The organism is Pelistega sp. MC2 (genome assembly GCF_900099475.1).
Taxonomy (GTDB): Bacteria; Pseudomonadota; Gammaproteobacteria; order Burkholderiales; family Burkholderiaceae_B; genus Taylorella; species Taylorella indica.
This window is the reverse complement of sequence record NZ_LT628276.1, coordinates 212,565-231,784: the sequence shown is the minus strand read 5'-3', so window position 1 is coordinate 231,784 and position 19,220 is coordinate 212,565. Positions and strand designations below refer to the sequence as shown.

The window sequence follows — 19,220 nt, the reverse complement described above, 5'->3', positions numbered from 1 at the left end:
AGGTTGTTTTATGACCATCACTACAGTCGCTCTCTTTCTACTCTTAGGTTGTTTTAGCGGTTTTTTTGCTGGACTATTAGGTGTAGGAGGGGGGATGATTATTGTGCCTTTTCTTACGGCCATTTTTTCTCTCTACCATCTTGTTCCTCCAGAGTATATTGTACATATTGCGATTGCTACAGCGATGGGGACAATCGTTTTTACGTCACTCTCTAGTATGCGTGCTCACCATAAGCGAGGTGGTGTAATTTGGTCTATCGTACTACAAATTACGCCAGGTATTCTTATAGGTGGCTTATTGTCAGGATCAGTGATTTTTCAGTGGTTAAATACAGCTTGGTTATCTTTTGTGTTTTCCTTGTTTGTGTTTTACTCTGGGTTTAATATGCTACGGAACAAGAAGCCTAAACCCTCACGTCAGTTGCCTGGCATGATTGGAATGACATCGGTTGGTATCATCATTGGCCTGATTTCTGGATTGGTGGGGGCTGGCGGAGGTTTCTTATCTGTGCCTTTTATGGTATGGTCAAATGTACCGCTTAAAAAGGCGGTGTCTACATCAGCAGCAATAGGTTTTCCGATTGCTGTTGCCAATAGTATTGGATATATTATTGGAGGCATTCAAACACTGGGTATTCATGGTCATTTATTTGGCTATATTTATTGGCCTGGTTTATTGGTGCTTATACTGATGAGTATTCTATTTGCTCCGATGGGTGCCAAATATGCTCATATTCTTCCTGTCGATAAACTCAAGAAAATTTTTGCTTGCTTGTTGTTTTTGATTTCAATTCTTATGATGCACAAAGCCTTAGTTGAATTTGGACTATTAAATTAATTGAGTGAATAGCTTGCCACGCAAAATTAAAAAAAGGCTTGTGAACGATCTTAGGCTAGTGACTACTTCTCTAGCCTTTTTTATTTGGCTGATGCTTAGGATGCCTAAAAACCGTAGAGTCTGCATAGAAGTACTCATCTTGGCTCTCCATCCAATTAGGAATACCAAAAATTTGAATAGGAATATAGGGCTTTTCAGATAAGGTTTCTGGTTGTAAAAATGAGGTTAAATACTTATCAATTTGTTTAATGTCTGCAAGTGTGAAACGTTTGGGTGAGTATCCTTGAGTGATGGTTGAAAGCGCTATATTTTCCGAAGATGTCTGTTGAGCAATTGTAGAGGGAATGCGTATCGCGTGTGCAGTTATGCTTTTATAAGGGGTAACGAGCTTTTCTAATAGAGCATGACCAAAAACCATTACTTTGGTTTCAGCCCACAACGGGCGTAATTCACAAAAGGCTTTTTGCCATTCTTTCGCTTTGAGTGCAGTCCAGAGTTCATCAGGGCATTGAATTAAAAAACCATTTTCATCAAACACGGTAAGTGTATCGCGTACAGCGCCCCGAACACGAGTCCCTAAATGCTCAATTTGTTGCTGATGTAAGTAGTTAAAATGGGCTTTGGTTTTTGGAAAATGAAACCAGCATAGAGCATTAAAAAAATCATGTAAACCATCTCTTGTTGGAATTTGATGGTATTGATAGATAAAGGATTCGTAACTTATATCCGTTGGTAAACAGGCTTGAGGCACAAAGCTATGACTATTAGAAAAGTGTGCTGGACGAATAGTATTTAAGTAATTAGCGACAGCTCCTTCACTTGAAACAAGGGTAGGAATAGTATGCAAAAAAGACTCCCACCCTTGCCAGTAAGCATCCTTTAATTGGATGTTTTTTAATGAAGATAAAGGCATTATTTGCGATTAAACTCCACCATTGGTGGTTGGTTTCCCCAAGGCATTAAAGGTACTGTAGAAATACTGTTATAAGGTGAGCCGTCAATGATTTTTTCACTGATAACTAAGTAAACTAACGCATTATTTGCTGGATCAGCAACTCGTGTTACATTTAAATCCTTAAACAAGAGGCTCATACGTTGCGTGAATATTTTTTCTTTAATGGGTGGTATTCCTTTAGACGCTTTTAATGGACCAACTTGCGCACAAGAGATTGAAAAACGAGAAGGGTTTTCTGCAACGCCTAAGGCACCTGATACACCACCCGTTTTAGCGTGAGAAAGATGACAAATAACACCGTCAATATCTGGATCTTTGAATGATTTGATACAGACCTTATCGTTATTAACAACTCGCCATGTTGTGCTGATACAGCCAACTTCTTCAGCATGAACAGTTTGTATAAATCCACCACTGATAAAGCATAGTAATGACAATAGTATTTTTTTCATAGTAAAAGTCCTTTTAGGTTTTTTACCCTATATAATCTCCAATTATTTTAGCAAAACCTAGCGAAAATTAACATTTTGAGACTGTTGATTGCTTGAAATTAGCCGTAATATATATACCGATTAAAATTGCATTAATCTTCAAAAAATCCTGTATAGTAGCGCTGAATGAGTACGTTAGATAAATTACGAATTGATAAATGGCTATGGGCTGCACGGTTTTATAAGACTAGGTCCTTAGCCGTAGATGAAATATTAAAAACCAGAGTATTGGTTAATGGGCAAGCTTGTAAGCCTGCTCGAGAGGTCAAGGTAGGTGACAAGATAAGTATAAAGCAAGGCAATTGTGAAAAAGAGGTTATTGTCAACGCATTAAGTTCAGTTAGAGGGCCAGCTCCAGTGGCACAGCTTCTATATGAAGAAACACCAGATAGTGTCATGAAAAGGGAGATGGAGAAAGAACGCAAACGTTTTGCGAGTGAGCCAGCTGAAAGTTATACACATGGTCGCCCGACAAAACGAGACAGACGCCAATTAGAAAACTGGCGCAACATGTTTTAAGCTAAAAATTTATATTTATAGAAGGAGTAAATTAAATGATGAAATCTAAGCAAATTTTAGTAGCAACTATGGTGGGTATTGCTATGGTAGCAAGTGGTTCAGCTATGGCGGCGACTGGAAAGGCTAAGAAAGTCGCAAAGACTAATGATGAAGTGCAAAAAATTATTTATACTTGCAAAGGCAATAAAAATCTGGATGTTGTATATATCAATACAGCAAAAAGCTCTTATGCCATGATCACTCAATCTGATGAAATTATTCCCTTAGAAATTTTCCCAATGGCATCTGGTGCAAACTATAAATCTATGGATAAAAACTATACTTATCAATTACTCACAAAAGGTAAATCTGCAACGTTAGAAGCAGATGGTAAGGCGATTTATGAGGATTGTACAATCGCTAACTAGTTATATCAGTACGATATAGATGATTTATTCTTAGAAACTAAGAATAGACAAACGCCAACTTTAAAGATTACAATTTTTAAAGTTGGCTTTTTTATGTCTTGAAGATTTTTATGCGTGAATTACGTTTTTCTTACCCATTAACGGTACTACTATTTACTGTATTACCAGCTCTCTTAGGCTTTATTGTAGGAGCCTTTTTCTTTATTTATCATCTTTTCACGCATATGGGGGGAGACTTAAAAATAGGTTTAGCCTTTCAAACATGGATGCTGACCATTATGCATGGAATAGTAATGTACGGTATTCCTGCACTAGTATTGGGTATTATTAGTGTGTTTCTACTTGATAAGGGGATGTCTAAGAAGGCAATAGTACTATTTAGTGTTATCACGATGATAGTGATGGTATTGTGGGCATTATTTACCGTAGAATTTACAGGAAATACATTACTAGTAGCGCTACTAGCTCTATTTGGGAGTTATCAATGGATGTATTTCTTATCGGTACCACATACTCAAAGAGTAGTGCCTAAATTATTTAATGATGCAGAATAATGATGTATTTATAAGGCATCATTGATGCTTAACGATTAACAATAATATTGTATGTGTGGTACCTATGTTCTCCGACTTTCTTGATGCGTTAGTGTTTGGTTTATCCGTTACTTTACCAAGCATGTTGTTATTGTTCCTTGGTTGGTATGTAAACAAGAGCCATCAAGTAGATGCAAAGTTTTGTGATCAAGCCTCTAAAATAGTCTTTCGCTATTCAATGCCTGCCTTATTATTTTTTAGCATTTATAGCAACCATTCTCCTTTTTTAGAACAATTGAATTTAATTTTTTCGGGGATAGTGGCGAGCTTGATTTTGTTTATTGGAGCAGAATTTTTTGCAAGACGTTATGTGGCTAATCCAAAAGATAGAGGCGTATTTGTCCAGGGTGTATTTCGTAGCAATACCATGATTATGGGGCTAGCATTTGTGTCTAGTGCTTATGGTGCCCAAGGGGTGGCTATAGGTGCAATTTTTGGCGGGGCGATGACGTTGTTATTCAATGTGTTAGCTGTCTTAACATTAAGTCGTTCTGACGGAAATAATCAACGGCTTAGTGCTAGTTTTGTGATGAAGCAAATTTTGAAAAATCCATTAATTCTAGCGATTTTGGCTGCATTGTTATGTAAAACCATACCGATACCGATATCTCCTTTATTAGAGGAAACAGGAAGTTATTTATCGCGATTAGCGTTACCACTCGCATTAATCTGTGCAGGTGCCACATTAGATGTTAGAAGTATGTTTAAAATGGTTGACATAGCACTATGGGCAAGCATAGGGCGATTGTTGTTTGCACCTTTGGTAACAGTGTTAGTAGCGTTTTTCTTTGGTTTAGAAGGCGTATCCATGGGCGTAATCTTTCTTATGACAGCAACACCTGTGGCGGCGGCGAGTTATGTCATGGCTAAGGCAATGGGCGCAAATGATGTGGCAGCGGCAAATATTATCGGTATTACAACCGTAGGTGCTATGCCGGTTGCAGCCCTTGGAGTCGTTGCTTTACGTATGATGGGTTGGATGTAAGCTTGAGAAGCAATATTGCTTCAAAAAAGTGCATTTCTGTGGAAAATTTGTGCAAAAAGTCCTGGTTTTTATTAGGTATTACCCTAGTTTTGGGGGGATTAGGGTATTTTTTAGTTGTTTCAATGCTTTTCAAAAAAGAAATAGTTTGTATAATCACGATAAGGATTGGCTATTGAGAGGCCTTTAATCTATGAGTTTTTACAATCAATTCTATTGGAGTAACCATGGAAGCTTTTAACAACTTTATCAATGTGATAAACGGTATTGTATGGGGGCCATATATGCTGTTTTTCCTCGTTGGAACGGGTGTTTTATTATCTATCCGTCTGGCATTTTTACAATTTAGAATGTTGCCGTTTGCATTAAAACAAGCTTTTAGCAGACACCCGAACAGTCATGAGCATGAAGGGGATGTTTCTCAATTTGGTGCACTTATGACTGCGTTATCAGCCACGATTGGTACTGGTAATATTGCAGGTGTAGCCACTGCTGTTGTGGTAGGTGGAGCGGGTGCAGTATTCTGGATGTGGATTACGGCTATTTTTGGTATGGCAACAAAATACGCCGAAGCGATTCTAGCGGTGAAATATCGTGTGGTAAATGCCAAAGGTGAAATGAATGGTGGCCCAATGTATTACCTTGAGAAAGGTTGTAACATGAAATGGTTAGGTCTTATTTTCGCCTTCTTAGGGACGATTGCTTCTTTTGGTATTGGTAGCTCAGTACAGTCAAACTCTGTGGCTGATTCAGTACGTACAAGCCTTGGAATTGATCCATGGATTACAGGTGTCGTTCTAACAGTGTTTACGGCTATTGTAATTTTGGGTGGTATCAAAAGTATTGCTCGGGCAGCTTCATTCATTGTGCCAATTATGGCAATCGTTTATGTAATTGGTGGGTTGATTATTATTTTTGCTAATATTGATTTAGTTGGTCCAGCTATTAGTAAAATTTTCAGTACAGCATTCTCTGGTGATGCGCTTATCGGTGGTGGTATTGGGGTAGCTATTCGCTATGGTGTCGCTCGTGGAGTCTTCTCTAATGAGGCCGGTATGGGTTCTGCGCCAATTGCAGCAGCGGCAGCAAAAACTGACCACCCTGGCCGTCAAGCGTTAATTTCAATGACTGGTACATTCCTTGATACTATCGTGGTATGTAGTATTACTGGTATTGTTTTAGTGATGGGCGATCTTTATGCTGGTGGTGATAAAGGTGCTGCCTTAACAGTATTAACTTTCAATAAAATGTTACCTGGTATAGGTGGAGCAATTGTGACCTTTGGTCTTATTTTCTTTGCTTACTCAACTATTTTAGGTTGGTGTTACTATGGCGAGAAATGTGCTTCTTACGTATTCGGTGAAGGTTTTGTGCCTATTTATCGTATTATTTATGTGGCTTCGGTAATGGCAGGTACAGTGCTTAGCTTGGATCTAGTATGGAACTTAGCAGATACCTTCAACGGATTGATGGCTATTCCTAACTTAATCGGTTTAGTGTTGTTATCTGGTGTTGTGGTTAAAGAAACCAAAGATTTTATTGAAAAACGTAAATCTGGTGAGCTTCCATAAGCCTCGAATACATCATATCTCTAGATTTCTAGAAAATAACTAGGTTAACCCGATTAAGTATATCTATATGCTTGGTCGGGTCTATTTTTAAAGGCTATTAATCATTCAAAAGTTAACGCAATAGATAAATAGATATATCAGCAAAAGCCCTAGTATTATTGCAATGCAGAAAATGATTAAATAACCATTGTTGTAAGTTTTTTTATTGTTAGTTTGATGAAGGTTTTTCATTATGTTTAAAAAATCATTACTTATTTCTAGTTTACTGATGACGGTTATGGCTAGTACACAAGCGCTTGCTAGTACAAAATGGGATTTGCCGTCAGCTTATCCAGAAAGTAATTTTCATACTCAAAACTTAAAAGCATTTGCCGACAATGTAGCTAAATTAAGTAATAACGAGCTAACAATTACGCTGCATCCTAATGCTTCTTTGTTCAAAGCGCCAGAAATTAAGCGTGCTGTCCAAGGTAATCAAGCACAAATTGGTGAAATTATTTTGACTAACTTTGCTAATGAGGATGCTATTTTTGAATTAGATGGTGTGCCATTTGTTGCATCTGGGTATGATGCTGCGTGGAAACTATATCAAGCACAAAAACCATTCCTTGAGAAAAAATTAGAATCTCAAGGTATGAAATTATTGTATACAGTAGCTTGGCCACCACAAGGTATCTTTGTGAACAAAGAGCTTAACTCTGTCGCTGATCTAAAAGGTCTTAAATGGCGTGCGTATAGCCCTGTAACTGCTAAGATCGCTCAGTTAGTGGGTGCGCAGCCAGTGACTATCCAGCAAGCCGAATTGACTCAAGCATTAGCAACAGGTGTCGTAAACTCATTAATGACATCCAGTGCAACAGGCTATGATATTAAAATTAATGAATATATCAAGTACTTCTATGACAATGAAGCATGGTTACCTAAAAATGCTGTGATTGTGAATAAAAAAGCCTTTGATCAGTTAAATCCAGCTCAGCAAAAAGCATTGCTAGAGGCGGGAGCTCAAGCTGAGAAAGATGGCTGGGCGCTATCTCGTGAAAAAACAGATTTCTTTAAGTCTGAGCTAACTAAAGCTGGTTTGAAAATCATACAACCATCAGAAGCCTTACAAAAGGAATTTGTAGAAACAACTAAAGTTATGCTTGATGATTGGGTAAAACGTGCCGGCGATGATGGCAAAAAATTACTCGAGACATATCAACAAAAATAAGCCATGTTAAGGAAGTTTTTGAATGGTTTATATAATGCGGCTGCGTATGCAGCTGCATTATTTATGGTTGGTATTTTAGTCTGTGTGTTATTACTGATTATTGGTCGCCAGATCGATTGGCATTTGTCAGGGCTAAATGCCTATTCAGGTTATTCAATGGCAGCAGCAGGGTTCCTTTCGTTAGCTTATACGTTCCGACATAATGAGCATATTAGAGTGACTTTGCTATTAAATGCGGTATCTCCAAAATGGCGAAATAGTTTAAATTTAATTTCGCTATTGATTGCTACTTTACTTGCTATTTGTACTGCTTATTTTAGTGTCAATTTAGTGCTGCAATCTTATCAGTTTAATGACTTATCTGTAGAAGAAGATGCGACACCTCTATGGATACCTCAATTAGGTATGGCAATTGGATGTGTAATATTTGCTATAGCACTTATTGAAGAGTTTGTTCTGACCTTATTTAACAAGGGTGATTTGGATCCTCTACATGCGGTATCCTCTCACTAATCACGATGACTGAAAGTTTTGTAATTCTAGTTTTATTAGTCTCTATATTAGGCTTTTTAGCCAGTGGCGTATGGGTTGGTTTGGCGTTATCGGGCAGTGCTTGGATAGTGATGGAGTTTTTTTCTGCTAGACCAGCTGGCGATGCTATGGCGATTTCTATCTGGGGAGCTTCATCTAGTTGGACGTTAACGGCATTGCCTTTGTTTTTATGGATGGGAGAGATTCTATTTCGTACCAGATTGTCTAGTGATTTATTCAAAGGAGTCTCTCCTTGGCTAGATGCTATTCCGGGGCGCCTTTTACATACTAATATTGTAGGTTGTGCTATTTTTGCTGCTGTTTCTGGGTCATCAGCAGCAACTTGTGCCACTATTGGTAAGATGACAATTCCTGAACTACGTCAAAGAGGTTATCCAGATAAAATGATTTTGGGTACCTTAGCAGGCGCAGGGACATTGGGCTTATTAATTCCTCCGTCAATCATTATGATTGTGTATGGCGTATCGGCCAATGTGTCTATTTCTAAATTATTTATGGCAGGGGTATTTCCAGGAATATTATTAGCTCTCTTGTTTATGAGCTATATTTTTATCTGGGGCTTACGTCATCCTGACCAAAATCCTAAGGCAAGTATTAAGTTAAGTTTTTTCGAGAAAATTAAAGCATCAGGTAGTTTAATCCCTGTGGTAGTGCTCATTTTAGCCGTGCTAGGATCTATTTATACGGGAATTGCTACTGCCACAGAGGCGGCGGCTGTTGGCGTTGTTGGTGCGCTTTTGATTGCTACATTACAAGGTGATATGAGTCGCAAAGTGTTTATGGAGTCCTTGATGGGGGCTACACGAATGTTTTGTATGATTTCTTTGATTCTTTGTGGTGCACAGTTTCTGACCTTAGCAATGGGGTATATTGGATTACCTAATGCCTTAGCTCAATGGATTGCGTCATTAGGTTTATCACAACTAGGGTTAGTTATCGTTTTAATGATCTTTTTCATTATTATGGGATGCTTCCTAGATGGAATTTCTTTGGTTGTATTGACGATGGGCGTATTATTACCAACTGTTGAGGCAGCCGGCATTGATTTGATCTGGTTTGGTATTTTCTTAATTTTTGTGATTGAGATGGCGCAAATTACACCTCCTGTAGGGTTTAACTTATTTGTTTTATCAGGAATGGCAAAAAAAGAAATTACTTATATCGCTAAGGTATCAGTCCCTATGTTTTTGATTATGATTGTGGCGGTATTTGCTATTTATTATTTCCCGCAAATAGTACTTTGGTTACCACAGAATATTAATTAGTTAGCCATCTGCATAGACAAAAATTAGTAAAAACAACGATTTATCATTCTCCTACAGAATAAAACAGTTACAATCACTGAGTTTATTTGTAGGAGGTTTTTTAATGAACTCAACTCAGTTTGTTAAGGCTTTTTTAAACGGTAGTTTAGTTAAGCAAATCATCATTGCCTTAGTTCTAGGCATATTTCTAGGGGCTGTAGCACCAGAAGTGGCTCTCAAGTTTGAAATCTTTGGGTCTTTATTTGTAGGGGCTTTAAAGTCGGTTGCACCAATTCTTGTATTTATTTTGGTGCTAGCTGCCATTGCCCGTCAAGATATTGGTGCATCAGCCAATATGCGTCCTATCATTATGCTTTACATTATTGGGACATTATCGGCTTCATTAGTCGCCGTGGTGATAAGTTTTCTCTCGCCTGTGACATTGGTATTGCCAAATCCGGAGCAGGTATCTAGTGCGCCAAGTGGTATTCTTGAAGTATTAAAAACGCTAGTATTTAAAATCGTAGATAATCCAATCAATGCCTTAAGTACGGCAAATTATATTGGTATCTTAACGTGGGCTATTCTTATCGGTGCTGCATTGCGTATTGCTGTTCCTCATACGAAAGTAGTGGTAGCAGATATTGCTACAGCAATTACTAAAGTAGTGCAATGGGTAATTCGTTTAGCTCCTTTTGGCGTTTTTGGTATTGTAGCTCATACTGTAGCGACTACTGGTTTGTCGGGATTAGTAAGTTATGCTCATTTACTAATCGTCTTAGTTGGCGCAATGTTCATTGTTGCGTTAGTCGTAAATCCTATTATCGTATGGTTTAAAATCCGCCGTAATCCGTACCCACTTGTTTGGATGTGTTTAAAAGAAAGTGGCATGATGGCTTTCTTTACACGTAGCTCTGCTGCTAATATTCCAGTAAATATGAATTTGGCTAAGAAACTTGGTTTATCTGAAGAAACTTATTCAGTATCAATTCCTTTAGGGGCGACTATCAATATGGCAGGAGCAGCTATTACGATTGCTGTGTTAGCTTTGGCGGCTGCTCATACCTCAGGTATACAAGTTTCTATGATAGAAGCCTTATTATTATGTGTATTGGCTACGTTAGGAGCTTGCGGTGCATCGGGTGTGCCAGGTGGTTCATTATTGTTAATCCCAATGGCTTGCAGTCTTTTCGGAATTAGTAACGAAGTAGCAGCTCAAGTAGTGGCTGTTGGTTTTGTGATTGGTGTGATTCAAGACTCGTGCGAAACAGCGCTTAATTCATCAACAGATGTATTGTTTACAGCGGCATCGGATATGGCTATCCGTGAGCGTGCCTCTAGCTAGAGCATAAGTCTAGGTAAATTATGCTTTTTTAGTAGAGAAGATGGCTTTATGCAGTGAGTTGCTAGTTAACTTGCGCTTAGTGGCCAATTTTCTTAGTGCTGAATGAGGTGCTTCCAAATTACTCCCTATAAGTCGGATGCTTATGGGGAGTAATTCATTTATAGTACTTAATTTAGATCACCACTGATAAAGTTGATTTAAATGACGGTGATACTTTTAGTTTTTTATTAGAGGTTAAAAAAATGTCTAAAACTGAATACATCCTAAAATAGCCGCTAGGATTAATAGTAAGCCAGTATGTATATTAGCCTTAAACAAGGCATGACTTTTTTCAGGTTTATTTAAATCAAAACTTTTGAGTTGCCAATAAAGATGAATAGCGACCAATGCAATGGCAGGATAATAGCCAATTTCCATAGGCATTAATATGCCCGCTACTAGCCATAAGATAATACTAGCCGCATAAAAACCACTTAACCAATATAGACCTTTATCGCCAAACTTGCGTGCAGTTGAGCGTAGTCCTAATTTGGCATCATCTTGAATATCTGTGTAAGCATATAGCGTGTCATAACCAATTTGCCAAGTCACCGCACCCAACCACATAAGTACAGCGCCTAAGGGTAGAGAGTTGATGGTATCTGTCCATGCCATTAACATGCCCCAGTTAAATGCTGCTCCTAAGACTGCTTGAGGCCAATAGGTAAAGCGTTTACATAGTGGATAGATAATAACTAGAGGAACGAGTGCTAGGGCAAGCCAACGGCTATAAGGGTTGATAAAAAATAGTAATAGTGCTGAAAGAGCAAATTGGACAATTAGAAAAATAACGGCTTTTTTTAAACTGATTTGTCCACTAGTTAAGGGTCTAAAGCGAGTACGCTCAACGTGTTTATCAAAATCACGATCCCAGATATCATTGATCGTAGAGCCTGCACTGCGCATTAATAGGGCACCAATAGAAAAAACAATAAGTCTCCACCAATTAGGCATTCCATGATCGGCTTGAATCAGAGCGGCAATACATGGGAGTAAAGTTAACCATGTACCCACCGGTCGATCTAGACGCGCTAAGCGGGCATATGGCCCCCAAGACTTTGGCAGATAGTTAGCTACCCAATCATTATGATAAATATCGCTTAAATCTGGTGTTGTTTGGTTCATGTGTATTTTATAGTTGGACAGTTATTTAGTAACAATGAGTAAGCACTATTGTACCTATTCTTAGTTTTGTTTATTTGAAGAAGATAAGTTATTTAATCTAAAAAAAATATCAATGTTAGAATAAAAAACTATGACAACAGAATAAATAAGAGGATATACGAGTAGTATTCTCTGAACAATAAGGATAAAGTATGTTTGTAATTGAACAATTTGATACAACACTTAGTAAACAAAAACAATATGAGCAATTAGTTGAACAACTTCGCTATTTGCTAGAAGGTGAACATAATTTAATTGCAAATGCGGCCAATATGAGTGCATTGGTTTACCATCAGTTGCCTGACTTGAATTGGAGTGGTTTTTATTTATTTGATGGTAGTGAGCTTGTTTTGGGACCTTTTCAAGGAAAGGTGGCATGTGTACGTATCGCCTTGAGTCGAGGAGTGTGTGGTGCAGCAGCGAGTACTAGAGAAACTCAATTAGTGCCAGATGTCCATGCTTTTCCTGGTCATATCGCTTGTGATTCTGCGTCACAGTCGGAAATTGTGGTGCCTTTGATTAAGGATGGGCAATTGATTGGCGTCTGGGATGTGGATAGCCCTGTGCTTAATCGATTTGATGAGGAAGATAAAAAAGGTATGCAAGCACTGTGTGAGGTGTTTGTGAATTCATTAAGATAATTTTGCAAAGAGTAAGGAGGGTTTAATGTCTAATACCATTGAAATTATTGCTACGGTGTTATTTGTTTTAGCAATTATTCATACATTCTCTGTGCCAGTTTTTGCAAAATTAGCCCATAAAGGAGGTTCACACTCAGGTATTTGGCATTTAATGTCAGAAGTGGAGGCTGTGTTTGGTGTATGGGCTACAGTGCTAATTGTATTTATGGCACTTGCTCAAGGGGTAGACTCTGCTGTTCATTATATGGACTCACGTAATTTTACTGAACCGCTGTTTGTGTTCGTTATTATGGTGATTGCAGGTAGCAGACCAATCATTGAATTAGTTAAATCAATTGTTAAAATTTTGGCTAAGGTAGTCCCATTTCATACCGGTGTGAGTTCTTTTTTTATTACATTAAGTCTCGTTCCTTTAGCTGGCTCATTTATCACTGAACCAGCAGCAATGACGTTGGCTGCCTTAATGCTAAAAGAGTCTTTTTTCAAACGTAGTAAGAATCTTAAATATAAATACTTAGTGGTTGGGGTGTTGTTTGTGAATATCTCTATTGGGGGGGTATTGACTTCTTATGCTGCTCCTCCGGTATTAATGGTGGCTCAGACCTTTGGTTGGGATAGTAGTTTTATGGCGGAGCATTTTGGATGGCGAGCTGTTATTGCTATTCTTATTAATAGTGCAATCGCAACAATTATTTGTAAACAAGAAGTAATGATGACAACTGATTTTCACAACATGGAAAAGCAGAATAATGCCTCTCAACAAACCCAGAAAAGAGAGCCTGTACCATTTACCTTTATGCTTATTCATGCGTTATTCTTGCTTGGCGTGGTGGTATTTGCTCATCATACACCTATATTTCTCGGTATTTTGATGTTATTTATTGGATTCTGTGGTGCTTATGCTCGTCATCAAAATCCATTAATGATTAAAGAGGGCTTAATGGTAGGTTTCTTCCTGGCGGGGTTAATTATTTTGGGTGGTTTACAAAAATGGTGGCTACAGGACTTATTAGCAGGCCTATCACCTATGGCCTTATTTTGGGGGACGACAGCACTAACAGCTGTAACAGATAATGCCGCCTTGACTTACTTAGGTTCTTTGGTAGATGGGACCACAGAATTATGGCGTTATATGCTTGTAGCTGGTGCCGTGACTGGTGGTGGTTTAACAGTGATTGCGAATGCGCCAAACCCAGCAGGTTTTGCTATTTTAAGAAAATCTTTCCCTTCTGAGGCTATTTCTCCAAGAAATCTTATTTTGGCAGCGTTGGGACCGACTCTAATTTCAGCATGTTTATTTTTATTGCCAGTTTAATAAACAAATAAAACAAAGCGTTGTAAAAGAGTTAAAATAGGCGGTTAAGTTTTTATTTTTACAAGGTTTCTGATTATTAGAAACTGTGTATTATTTTAAAAGAGAGTTTTTAACGTGCCTATTTACGCTTATCGTTGCTCAAATTGTGGTTATACCAGAGATGTTTTACAAAAAATGTCTGATGCACCACTGACAAAATGCCCTGAATGCCAAAAAGAAACATTCACTAAACAAGTGACAGCTGCTGGCTTCCAGTTAAAGGGTACTGGTTGGTATGTGACGGATTTCCGTGGTGGAAATACTAATGGCAACAATAATGGGGGCGACAAATAGCATTTTGTCAGGGAAATAATCATTGGTATTTCCTTTTAAAGCATAACAACATTAGCACAGGCTAGTGTCAGAATATTAAAAAATTTTCGGAGTATTTTCATGACTCGTACGTGTTATACAGGTGATGTAAACCTAGAACATTTAGATCAAACAGTCACGTTATATGGTTGGTGTCATCGTCGTCGTGACCATGGTGGTGTTATTTTTGTTGACTTAAGAGATCGCGAAGGATTGGCACAAATAGTATTTGATCCAGATAACCAAGATGCCTTTAAAATTGCTGAGAGTATTCGTAATGAATATTGCTTACGTATTACTGGTTTAGTACGTCGTCGCCCAGAAGGTACGACTAATAATGATATTAAATCGGGTCAAATTGAAGTGTTATGCCGTACGGTAGAAGTACTGAATCCGTCAGTAACGCCTCCATTCCAATTAGATGAGGATAATTTATCGGAAACTATCCGTTTAACTCATCGTATTATTGATTTGCGTCGCCCTGTAATGCAAAACAACTTGAAATTACGTTATCGAGTGTCTATTGAAGCGCGTAAGTACCTAGATTCCTTAGGCTTTATTGATATTGAAACACCTATGTTGACGCGTTCAACACCAGAAGGAGCACGTGACTATCTTGTACCATCACGAGTACATGACGGTCAGTTTTTTGCACTTCCACAATCACCTCAGTTATTCAAACAGATGTTAATGGTGGCGGGGTTTGATCGCTATTACCAAATTACTAAATGCTTCCGTGATGAGGACTTGCGTGCCGATCGTCAGCCTGAATTTACACAGATTGACTGTGAAACTTCATTCTTAAATGAAGAGCAAATTCGTGAAATTTTTGAAGGTATGATGCGTCATATTTTCAAGGAAGTAAAAGGTATTGATTTACCAAATCCTTTCCCTATCATGTCTTGGGATGAAGCGATGGCGCGTTTTGGTTCAGATAAACCAGATATGCGTATTAATTTAGAATTCACAGACTTTACTGAGTTAATGCGTGATGTAGAGTTTAAAGTGTTTAATAGTGCAGCGAATATGGCTGGTGGTCGCGTAGTAGCTTTACGTATTCCTCAAGGTGGCGAAATGTCACGTAAAGAAATTGATGACTACACACAATTTGTAGCTATCTATGGCGCAAAAGGCTTGGCTTATATCAAAGTTAATGAAAAAGCCAAAGGCCGCGATGGTTTACAGTCACCAATCGTAAAAAATATTAATGATGCTGCGTTAGAAGAAATTTTAGCGAAAACAGGTGCTCAAGATGGTGACATTATTTTCTTTGGCGCTGATAAAGCTAAAGTAGTTAATGATTCAATGGGGGCTTTACGCGTTAAGATTGGTTTAAGTGAGTTTGCTAAAGCAAAAGGTTTATTCACGCCAGAATGGAAACCATTGTGGGTAATCGATTTCCCAATGTTTGAATATGATGAGGGAGAAGGTCGTTACTTCGCAGCACATCATCCATTTACTAGTCCAAAAGATGGTCATGAGGATCTATTAGAAACTAATCCAGAAAAAGCGTATGCTAAAGCTTACGACATGGTATTAAATGGTTGGGAAGTTGGTGGTGGCTCTGTGCGTATCCATAGAGAAGAAGTACAAAGCAAAGTATTCCGTGCATTAAACATTGATGCTGAAGAGGCTCGTGCTAAATTTGGTTTCCTATTGGACGCCTTACAATATGGTGCACCTCCACACGGTGGTTTAGCATTTGGTTTAGATCGTTTAGTAACATTGATGACAGGTTCAGACTCTATCCGTGATGTCATTGCGTTCCCTAAAACACAACGTGCTCAAGACTTGTTAGTTCAAGCACCATCACCAGTAGATGAAAAACAATTACGAGAATTACATATTCGCTTACGTAACCCAATCGAAGTGAAATAATTCAGTCAATTGTGATTATTCAGTGAGTAATGAATTAAAGCCCACTTTTACGTGGGCTTTAATTATTTGAAGATGAGTTTTCGGCGTGCAGGGTTTCATGTAGTCCTCGTAATTTATGATTTTTGTTAGATGTGATGAAAGCCTGCACGTCAAAAATAAAAAAGAGGAGATTTTAACGTGGTGTTTTCGGCGTGCAGGGTTTCATGTAGTCCTCGTAATTTATGATTTTTGTTAGATGTGATGAAAGCCTGCATGTCAAAAATAAAAAAGAGGAGATTTTAACGTGGTGTTTTCGGCGTGCAGGGTTTCATGTAGTCCTCGTAATTTATGATTTTTGTTAGATGTGATGAAAGCCTGCACGTCAAAAATAAAAAAAGAGGAGATTTTAACGTGGTGTTTTCGGCGTGCAGGGTTTCATGTAGTCCTCGTAATTTATGATTTTTGTTAGATGTGATGAAAGCCTGCACGTCAAAAATAAAAAAGAGGAGATTTTAACGTGGTGTTTTCGGCGTGCAGGGTTTCATGTAGTCCTCGTAATTTATGATTTTTGTTAGATGTGATGAAAGCCTGCACGTCAAAAATAAAAAAGAGGAGATTTTAACGTGGTGTTTTCGGCGTGCAGGGTTTCACACGTAGAAATTTTTACGGTTTAGGCGAAAGCCTGCATGTCAAAATTTACGCCAATTCTTTACGGACAATCTCTGCACCAGCACTTAATGCATATAATTTTTCTCTTGCTACCTGACGTGATAGGGGAGCCATGCCACAGTTAGTACAAGGATACAGTTTGTCAGCATCAACAAATTGCAATGCTTTTCGAATTGTGTTTGCCACTTCTTCAGGGGTTTCAATAGTATTAGTGGCTACATCAATCGCACCAACCATTACTTTCTTACCTCGAATGAGTTCAATTAAATCCATTGGAACATGAGAGTTATGACATTCTAGAGAGATGATATCTATCTTCGATTGTTGTAATTTTGGGAATGATTCCTCATATTGACGCCATTCGGAGCCAAGCGTTTTTTTCCAATCCGTATTTGCTTTAATGCCATAGCCATAGCAAATATGTACAGCAGTTTCGCATTTTAAGCCTTCAATAGCTCTTTCAAGAGTGGCGACACCCCAGTCATTTACTTCATCAAAGAAAACATTAAATGCGGGTTCATCAAATTGAATAATATCTACACCAGCTGCTTCTAACTCCTTGGCTTCTTCATTTAGAATTTTCGCAAATTCCCAAGCTAGTTTTTCACGACTCTTATAATGAGCATCATAAAGCGTATCAATCATTGTCATCGGTCCTGGTAAAGCCCATTTGATCGGCTGTTTCGTATGTTGACGAAGAAATTTGGCATCATCCACAAAAACAGGCTTAACACGTGCAACGGCATCATAGACAGTGGGAACGCTAGCATCATAACGATTACGAATTCTGACCGTCTCTCGTTTTTCAAAATCTACACCACTTAAGTGTTCAATAAAGGTAGTAACAAAGTGTTGGCGTGTTTGCTCTCCATCACTAATGATGTCAATACCTGCTGTTTCTTGTTCTTTTAAAGCGACTAATAACGCATCTCTTTTTGCCTCTAGAAGAGCATCACCTTCCAGTTTCCATGGCGACCATAATTTTTCTGGCTCTGCTAACCAAGAGGGTTTAGGTAAGCTTCCTGCTGTTGACGTAGGAAATAATTTTTTCATAGCAAATAACCTTTTAAATTTAAAGTGAATAATTAGCAGCCCATTGAGTCAGAATGGTTTGATAGGGTTTAATGAAATATGTTTCGGTAAATTTACCTTGATTAATGGCTAATTGAGAGCGCTCCACGCGGTCATACTCAACTTGTACGGAAGAGTAATCCTGATTGGTTAAGCTAGGTTGATAGATTTTTCCCGCTGCCGTATTGGCGTTATAAATCTCAGGGCGATAAATTTTTTGGAAACTTTCCATGGTACTGATGGTAGCGATTAATTCTATATTTGAATAATCATTTAACAAGTCTCCAGAGAAATAAAATGCTAGAGGAGCAACACTATTTTTAGGCATAAAATAGCGAACATGTAATCCCATTTTGGCAAAGTAATCATCGGTCAATGAATATTCATCTTGTTCATACTCAATACCTAGAATAGGGTGGTGATTTTGGGTTCGTTTATAAACTTTACTACTAGAAACGCTTAAACAAATCACGGGTTGTTTTGTAAAGTTTTCTTTATAAACATCAGAATTTAAAAATGCTTTGAAAAGTTTGCCATGTAATTCACCATAAGCATCAGGTAAAGAAAATTCTTTTTTGTTTTTATTATGTTCTAATAGCACCACGCTAAAATCGTAGTCACGAACATAGGAAGAAAAACTATTACCAACAATACCTTCATAGCGCTTATTATATTTGCTATCAACTACGGTCGTTTTTAGTACCTCAATGATGGGAAAATAATTATTATTCTTTTCAATATCCACATCTACAGAAATAATTTCTAATTCCACTGCATAACGATCACCAGTTGGATTATCCCAATCAGCAAGATTATTGAAGCGATTATTGATCATATCAATGGCTTTACGTAAATTGCTTTGTCTGCTTTCTCCGCGAGCTAAATTAGCAAAGTTTGTAGTTAGACGAGTATTAGTAGAAGGCTCATAGTTTTCATCAAAAGGCGTTCGCTTGAGTTTAAATACCAATTCATTAGACATAGTGTTCTTCCTTTATACGATATTTTAAGTGCACAGTGTTTTGCCGTCAGTAAAGAGGGCTATGGCACTATTAGAAATAGAAGATGTGGATAAGCTTGTTACAGCGATAGGAAAATAGTGTAATCTACTATATTTATGAAGTAAAATGATATTTTTTAAATTAAATATGAATTTAATTCATAAAAAAACATATAGGATAAAATAAAACGTATAGGGTAAAAAATAAGGTAGCAATGAGAAAATAGAATGAAATTATCTCAGTTAGTGGTAATAGTTACACATTGCTATGGCTAATATAGGTAGCGTTAGTTTAAGAAAATGAGTTGACTATGTATCAGAGGTAATTAAATCAACATGAAGAATATATGGATATGTCTAACCAGTCGTATAAAAAGGATAGGTTTCGTAAAAAAACCTATCCAATAAA

At 37.8% G+C, this 19,220-nt stretch carries 18 protein-coding genes and 1 pseudogene; 14 read left to right on the top strand and 5 right to left on the bottom strand.

The features are described 5' to 3' along the window. Positions 1-10: 10 nt before the first annotated feature. On the top strand, positions 11-838 hold the full coding sequence (locus BQ4443_RS11420) for a sulfite exporter TauE/SafE family protein (RefSeq protein ID WP_023951209.1): 828 nt from the start codon (positions 11-13) through the stop codon (positions 836-838). 70 nt (positions 839-908) lie between these two features. On the opposite strand, the gene BQ4443_RS11415 is transcribed toward BQ4443_RS11420, so the two are convergent. Both BQ4443_RS11415 and BQ4443_RS11410 read right to left on the bottom strand, forming a co-directional pair. Next, positions 909-1,751 carry a DUF3025 domain-containing protein gene (locus BQ4443_RS11415; protein ID WP_023951211.1) on the bottom strand — a complete coding sequence of 281 codons (843 nt, stop codon included), beginning with the start codon at positions 1,749-1,751 and terminating at the stop codon, positions 909-911. Further along, positions 1,751-2,245 carry a CreA family protein gene (locus tag BQ4443_RS11410; RefSeq protein ID WP_023951213.1) on the bottom strand — a complete coding sequence of 165 codons (495 nt, stop codon included), beginning with the start codon at positions 2,243-2,245 and terminating at the stop codon, positions 1,751-1,753. The genes BQ4443_RS11415 and BQ4443_RS11410 overlap by 1 nt, the downstream gene beginning before the upstream one ends. 165 nt (positions 2,246-2,410) lie before the next feature. Between BQ4443_RS11410 and BQ4443_RS11405 the strand changes: the two genes are divergently transcribed. The 9 genes from BQ4443_RS11405 (at position 2,411) to sstT (ending at position 10,707) form a co-directional block, all read left to right on the top strand. Then, positions 2,411-2,803: an RNA-binding S4 domain-containing protein gene (locus BQ4443_RS11405; RefSeq protein WP_023951215.1), complete on the top strand. Its 393-nt coding sequence runs from the start codon at positions 2,411-2,413 to the stop codon at positions 2,801-2,803. Between the two features lie 35 nt (positions 2,804-2,838). Then, the gene (locus tag BQ4443_RS11400) at positions 2,839-3,210 is read left to right on the top strand and encodes an MliC family protein (protein ID WP_031274615.1); all 372 of its coding nucleotides are present in this window, start codon (positions 2,839-2,841) and stop codon (positions 3,208-3,210) included. A 110-nt stretch (positions 3,211-3,320) separates the two neighbouring features. Next, the gene (locus BQ4443_RS11395; RefSeq protein ID WP_023951217.1) at positions 3,321-3,764 is read left to right on the top strand and encodes a hypothetical protein; all 444 of its coding nucleotides are present in this window, start codon (positions 3,321-3,323) and stop codon (positions 3,762-3,764) included. 64 nt (positions 3,765-3,828) lie between these two features. After that, complete coding sequence (locus BQ4443_RS11390) at positions 3,829-4,788, top strand: AEC family transporter (RefSeq protein WP_023951219.1); 960 nt, start codon at positions 3,829-3,831, stop codon at positions 4,786-4,788. Positions 4,789-5,012: 224 nt separating this feature from the next. Further along, positions 5,013-6,356 carry an alanine/glycine:cation symporter family protein gene (locus tag BQ4443_RS11385; RefSeq protein ID WP_023951221.1) on the top strand — a complete coding sequence of 448 codons (1,344 nt, stop codon included), beginning with the start codon at positions 5,013-5,015 and terminating at the stop codon, positions 6,354-6,356. A 232-nt stretch (positions 6,357-6,588) separates the two neighbouring features. Beyond that, complete coding sequence (locus tag BQ4443_RS11380; protein WP_023951223.1) at positions 6,589-7,566, top strand: TRAP transporter substrate-binding protein; 978 nt, start codon at positions 6,589-6,591, stop codon at positions 7,564-7,566. 3 nt (positions 7,567-7,569) lie between these two features. Continuing rightward, positions 7,570-8,079 (top strand): TRAP transporter small permease, encoded by a 510-nt coding sequence (locus BQ4443_RS11375; RefSeq protein WP_071059167.1) that lies wholly within the window; start codon positions 7,570-7,572, stop codon positions 8,077-8,079. 5 nt (positions 8,080-8,084) lie between these two features. After that, on the top strand, positions 8,085-9,383 hold the full coding sequence (locus BQ4443_RS11370; protein ID WP_023951225.1) for a TRAP transporter large permease: 1,299 nt from the start codon (positions 8,085-8,087) through the stop codon (positions 9,381-9,383). Between the two features lie 103 nt (positions 9,384-9,486). Further along, complete coding sequence (gene sstT, locus BQ4443_RS11365; protein WP_071059165.1) at positions 9,487-10,707, top strand: serine/threonine transporter SstT; 1,221 nt, start codon at positions 9,487-9,489, stop codon at positions 10,705-10,707. A gap of 246 nt (positions 10,708-10,953) precedes the next feature. Here the strand turns inward: sstT and ubiA are convergent, their stop codons facing one another. After that, positions 10,954-11,871 (bottom strand): 4-hydroxybenzoate octaprenyltransferase, encoded by a 918-nt coding sequence (ubiA, locus tag BQ4443_RS11360; protein WP_023951229.1) that lies wholly within the window; start codon positions 11,869-11,871, stop codon positions 10,954-10,956. 191 nt (positions 11,872-12,062) lie between these two features. Between ubiA and BQ4443_RS11355 the strand changes: the two genes are divergently transcribed. From BQ4443_RS11355 to aspS, 4 genes and pseudogenes are all read left to right on the top strand, one after another. Next, a complete protein-coding gene (locus BQ4443_RS11355; RefSeq protein ID WP_023951231.1) occupies positions 12,063-12,551 on the top strand; it encodes a GAF domain-containing protein in 489 nt (162 codons plus the stop codon). Between the two features lie 25 nt (positions 12,552-12,576). Further along, on the top strand, positions 12,577-13,866 hold the full coding sequence (locus BQ4443_RS11350) for a putative Na+/H+ antiporter (RefSeq protein WP_071059163.1): 1,290 nt from the start codon (positions 12,577-12,579) through the stop codon (positions 13,864-13,866). Between the two features lie 114 nt (positions 13,867-13,980). Further along, positions 13,981-14,187 (top strand): annotated as a pseudogene (locus BQ4443_RS11345) (FmdB family zinc ribbon protein); the annotation flags it as partial. Positions 14,188-14,298: 111 nt separating this feature from the next. After that, positions 14,299-16,095, top strand: a complete 1,797-nt coding sequence (gene aspS / locus BQ4443_RS11340; protein ID WP_023951235.1) for an aspartate--tRNA ligase — start codon at positions 14,299-14,301, stop codon at positions 16,093-16,095. A gap of 675 nt (positions 16,096-16,770) precedes the next feature. On the opposite strand, the gene BQ4443_RS11335 is transcribed toward aspS, so the two are convergent. Then, positions 16,771-17,796: a methionine synthase gene (locus tag BQ4443_RS11335; RefSeq protein ID WP_071059161.1), complete on the bottom strand. Its 1,026-nt coding sequence runs from the start codon at positions 17,794-17,796 to the stop codon at positions 16,771-16,773. A 19-nt stretch (positions 17,797-17,815) separates the two neighbouring features. After that, on the bottom strand, positions 17,816-18,793 hold the full coding sequence (locus BQ4443_RS11330; RefSeq protein WP_023951237.1) for a DUF1852 domain-containing protein: 978 nt from the start codon (positions 18,791-18,793) through the stop codon (positions 17,816-17,818). Positions 18,794-19,220: the final 427 nt, after the last annotated feature.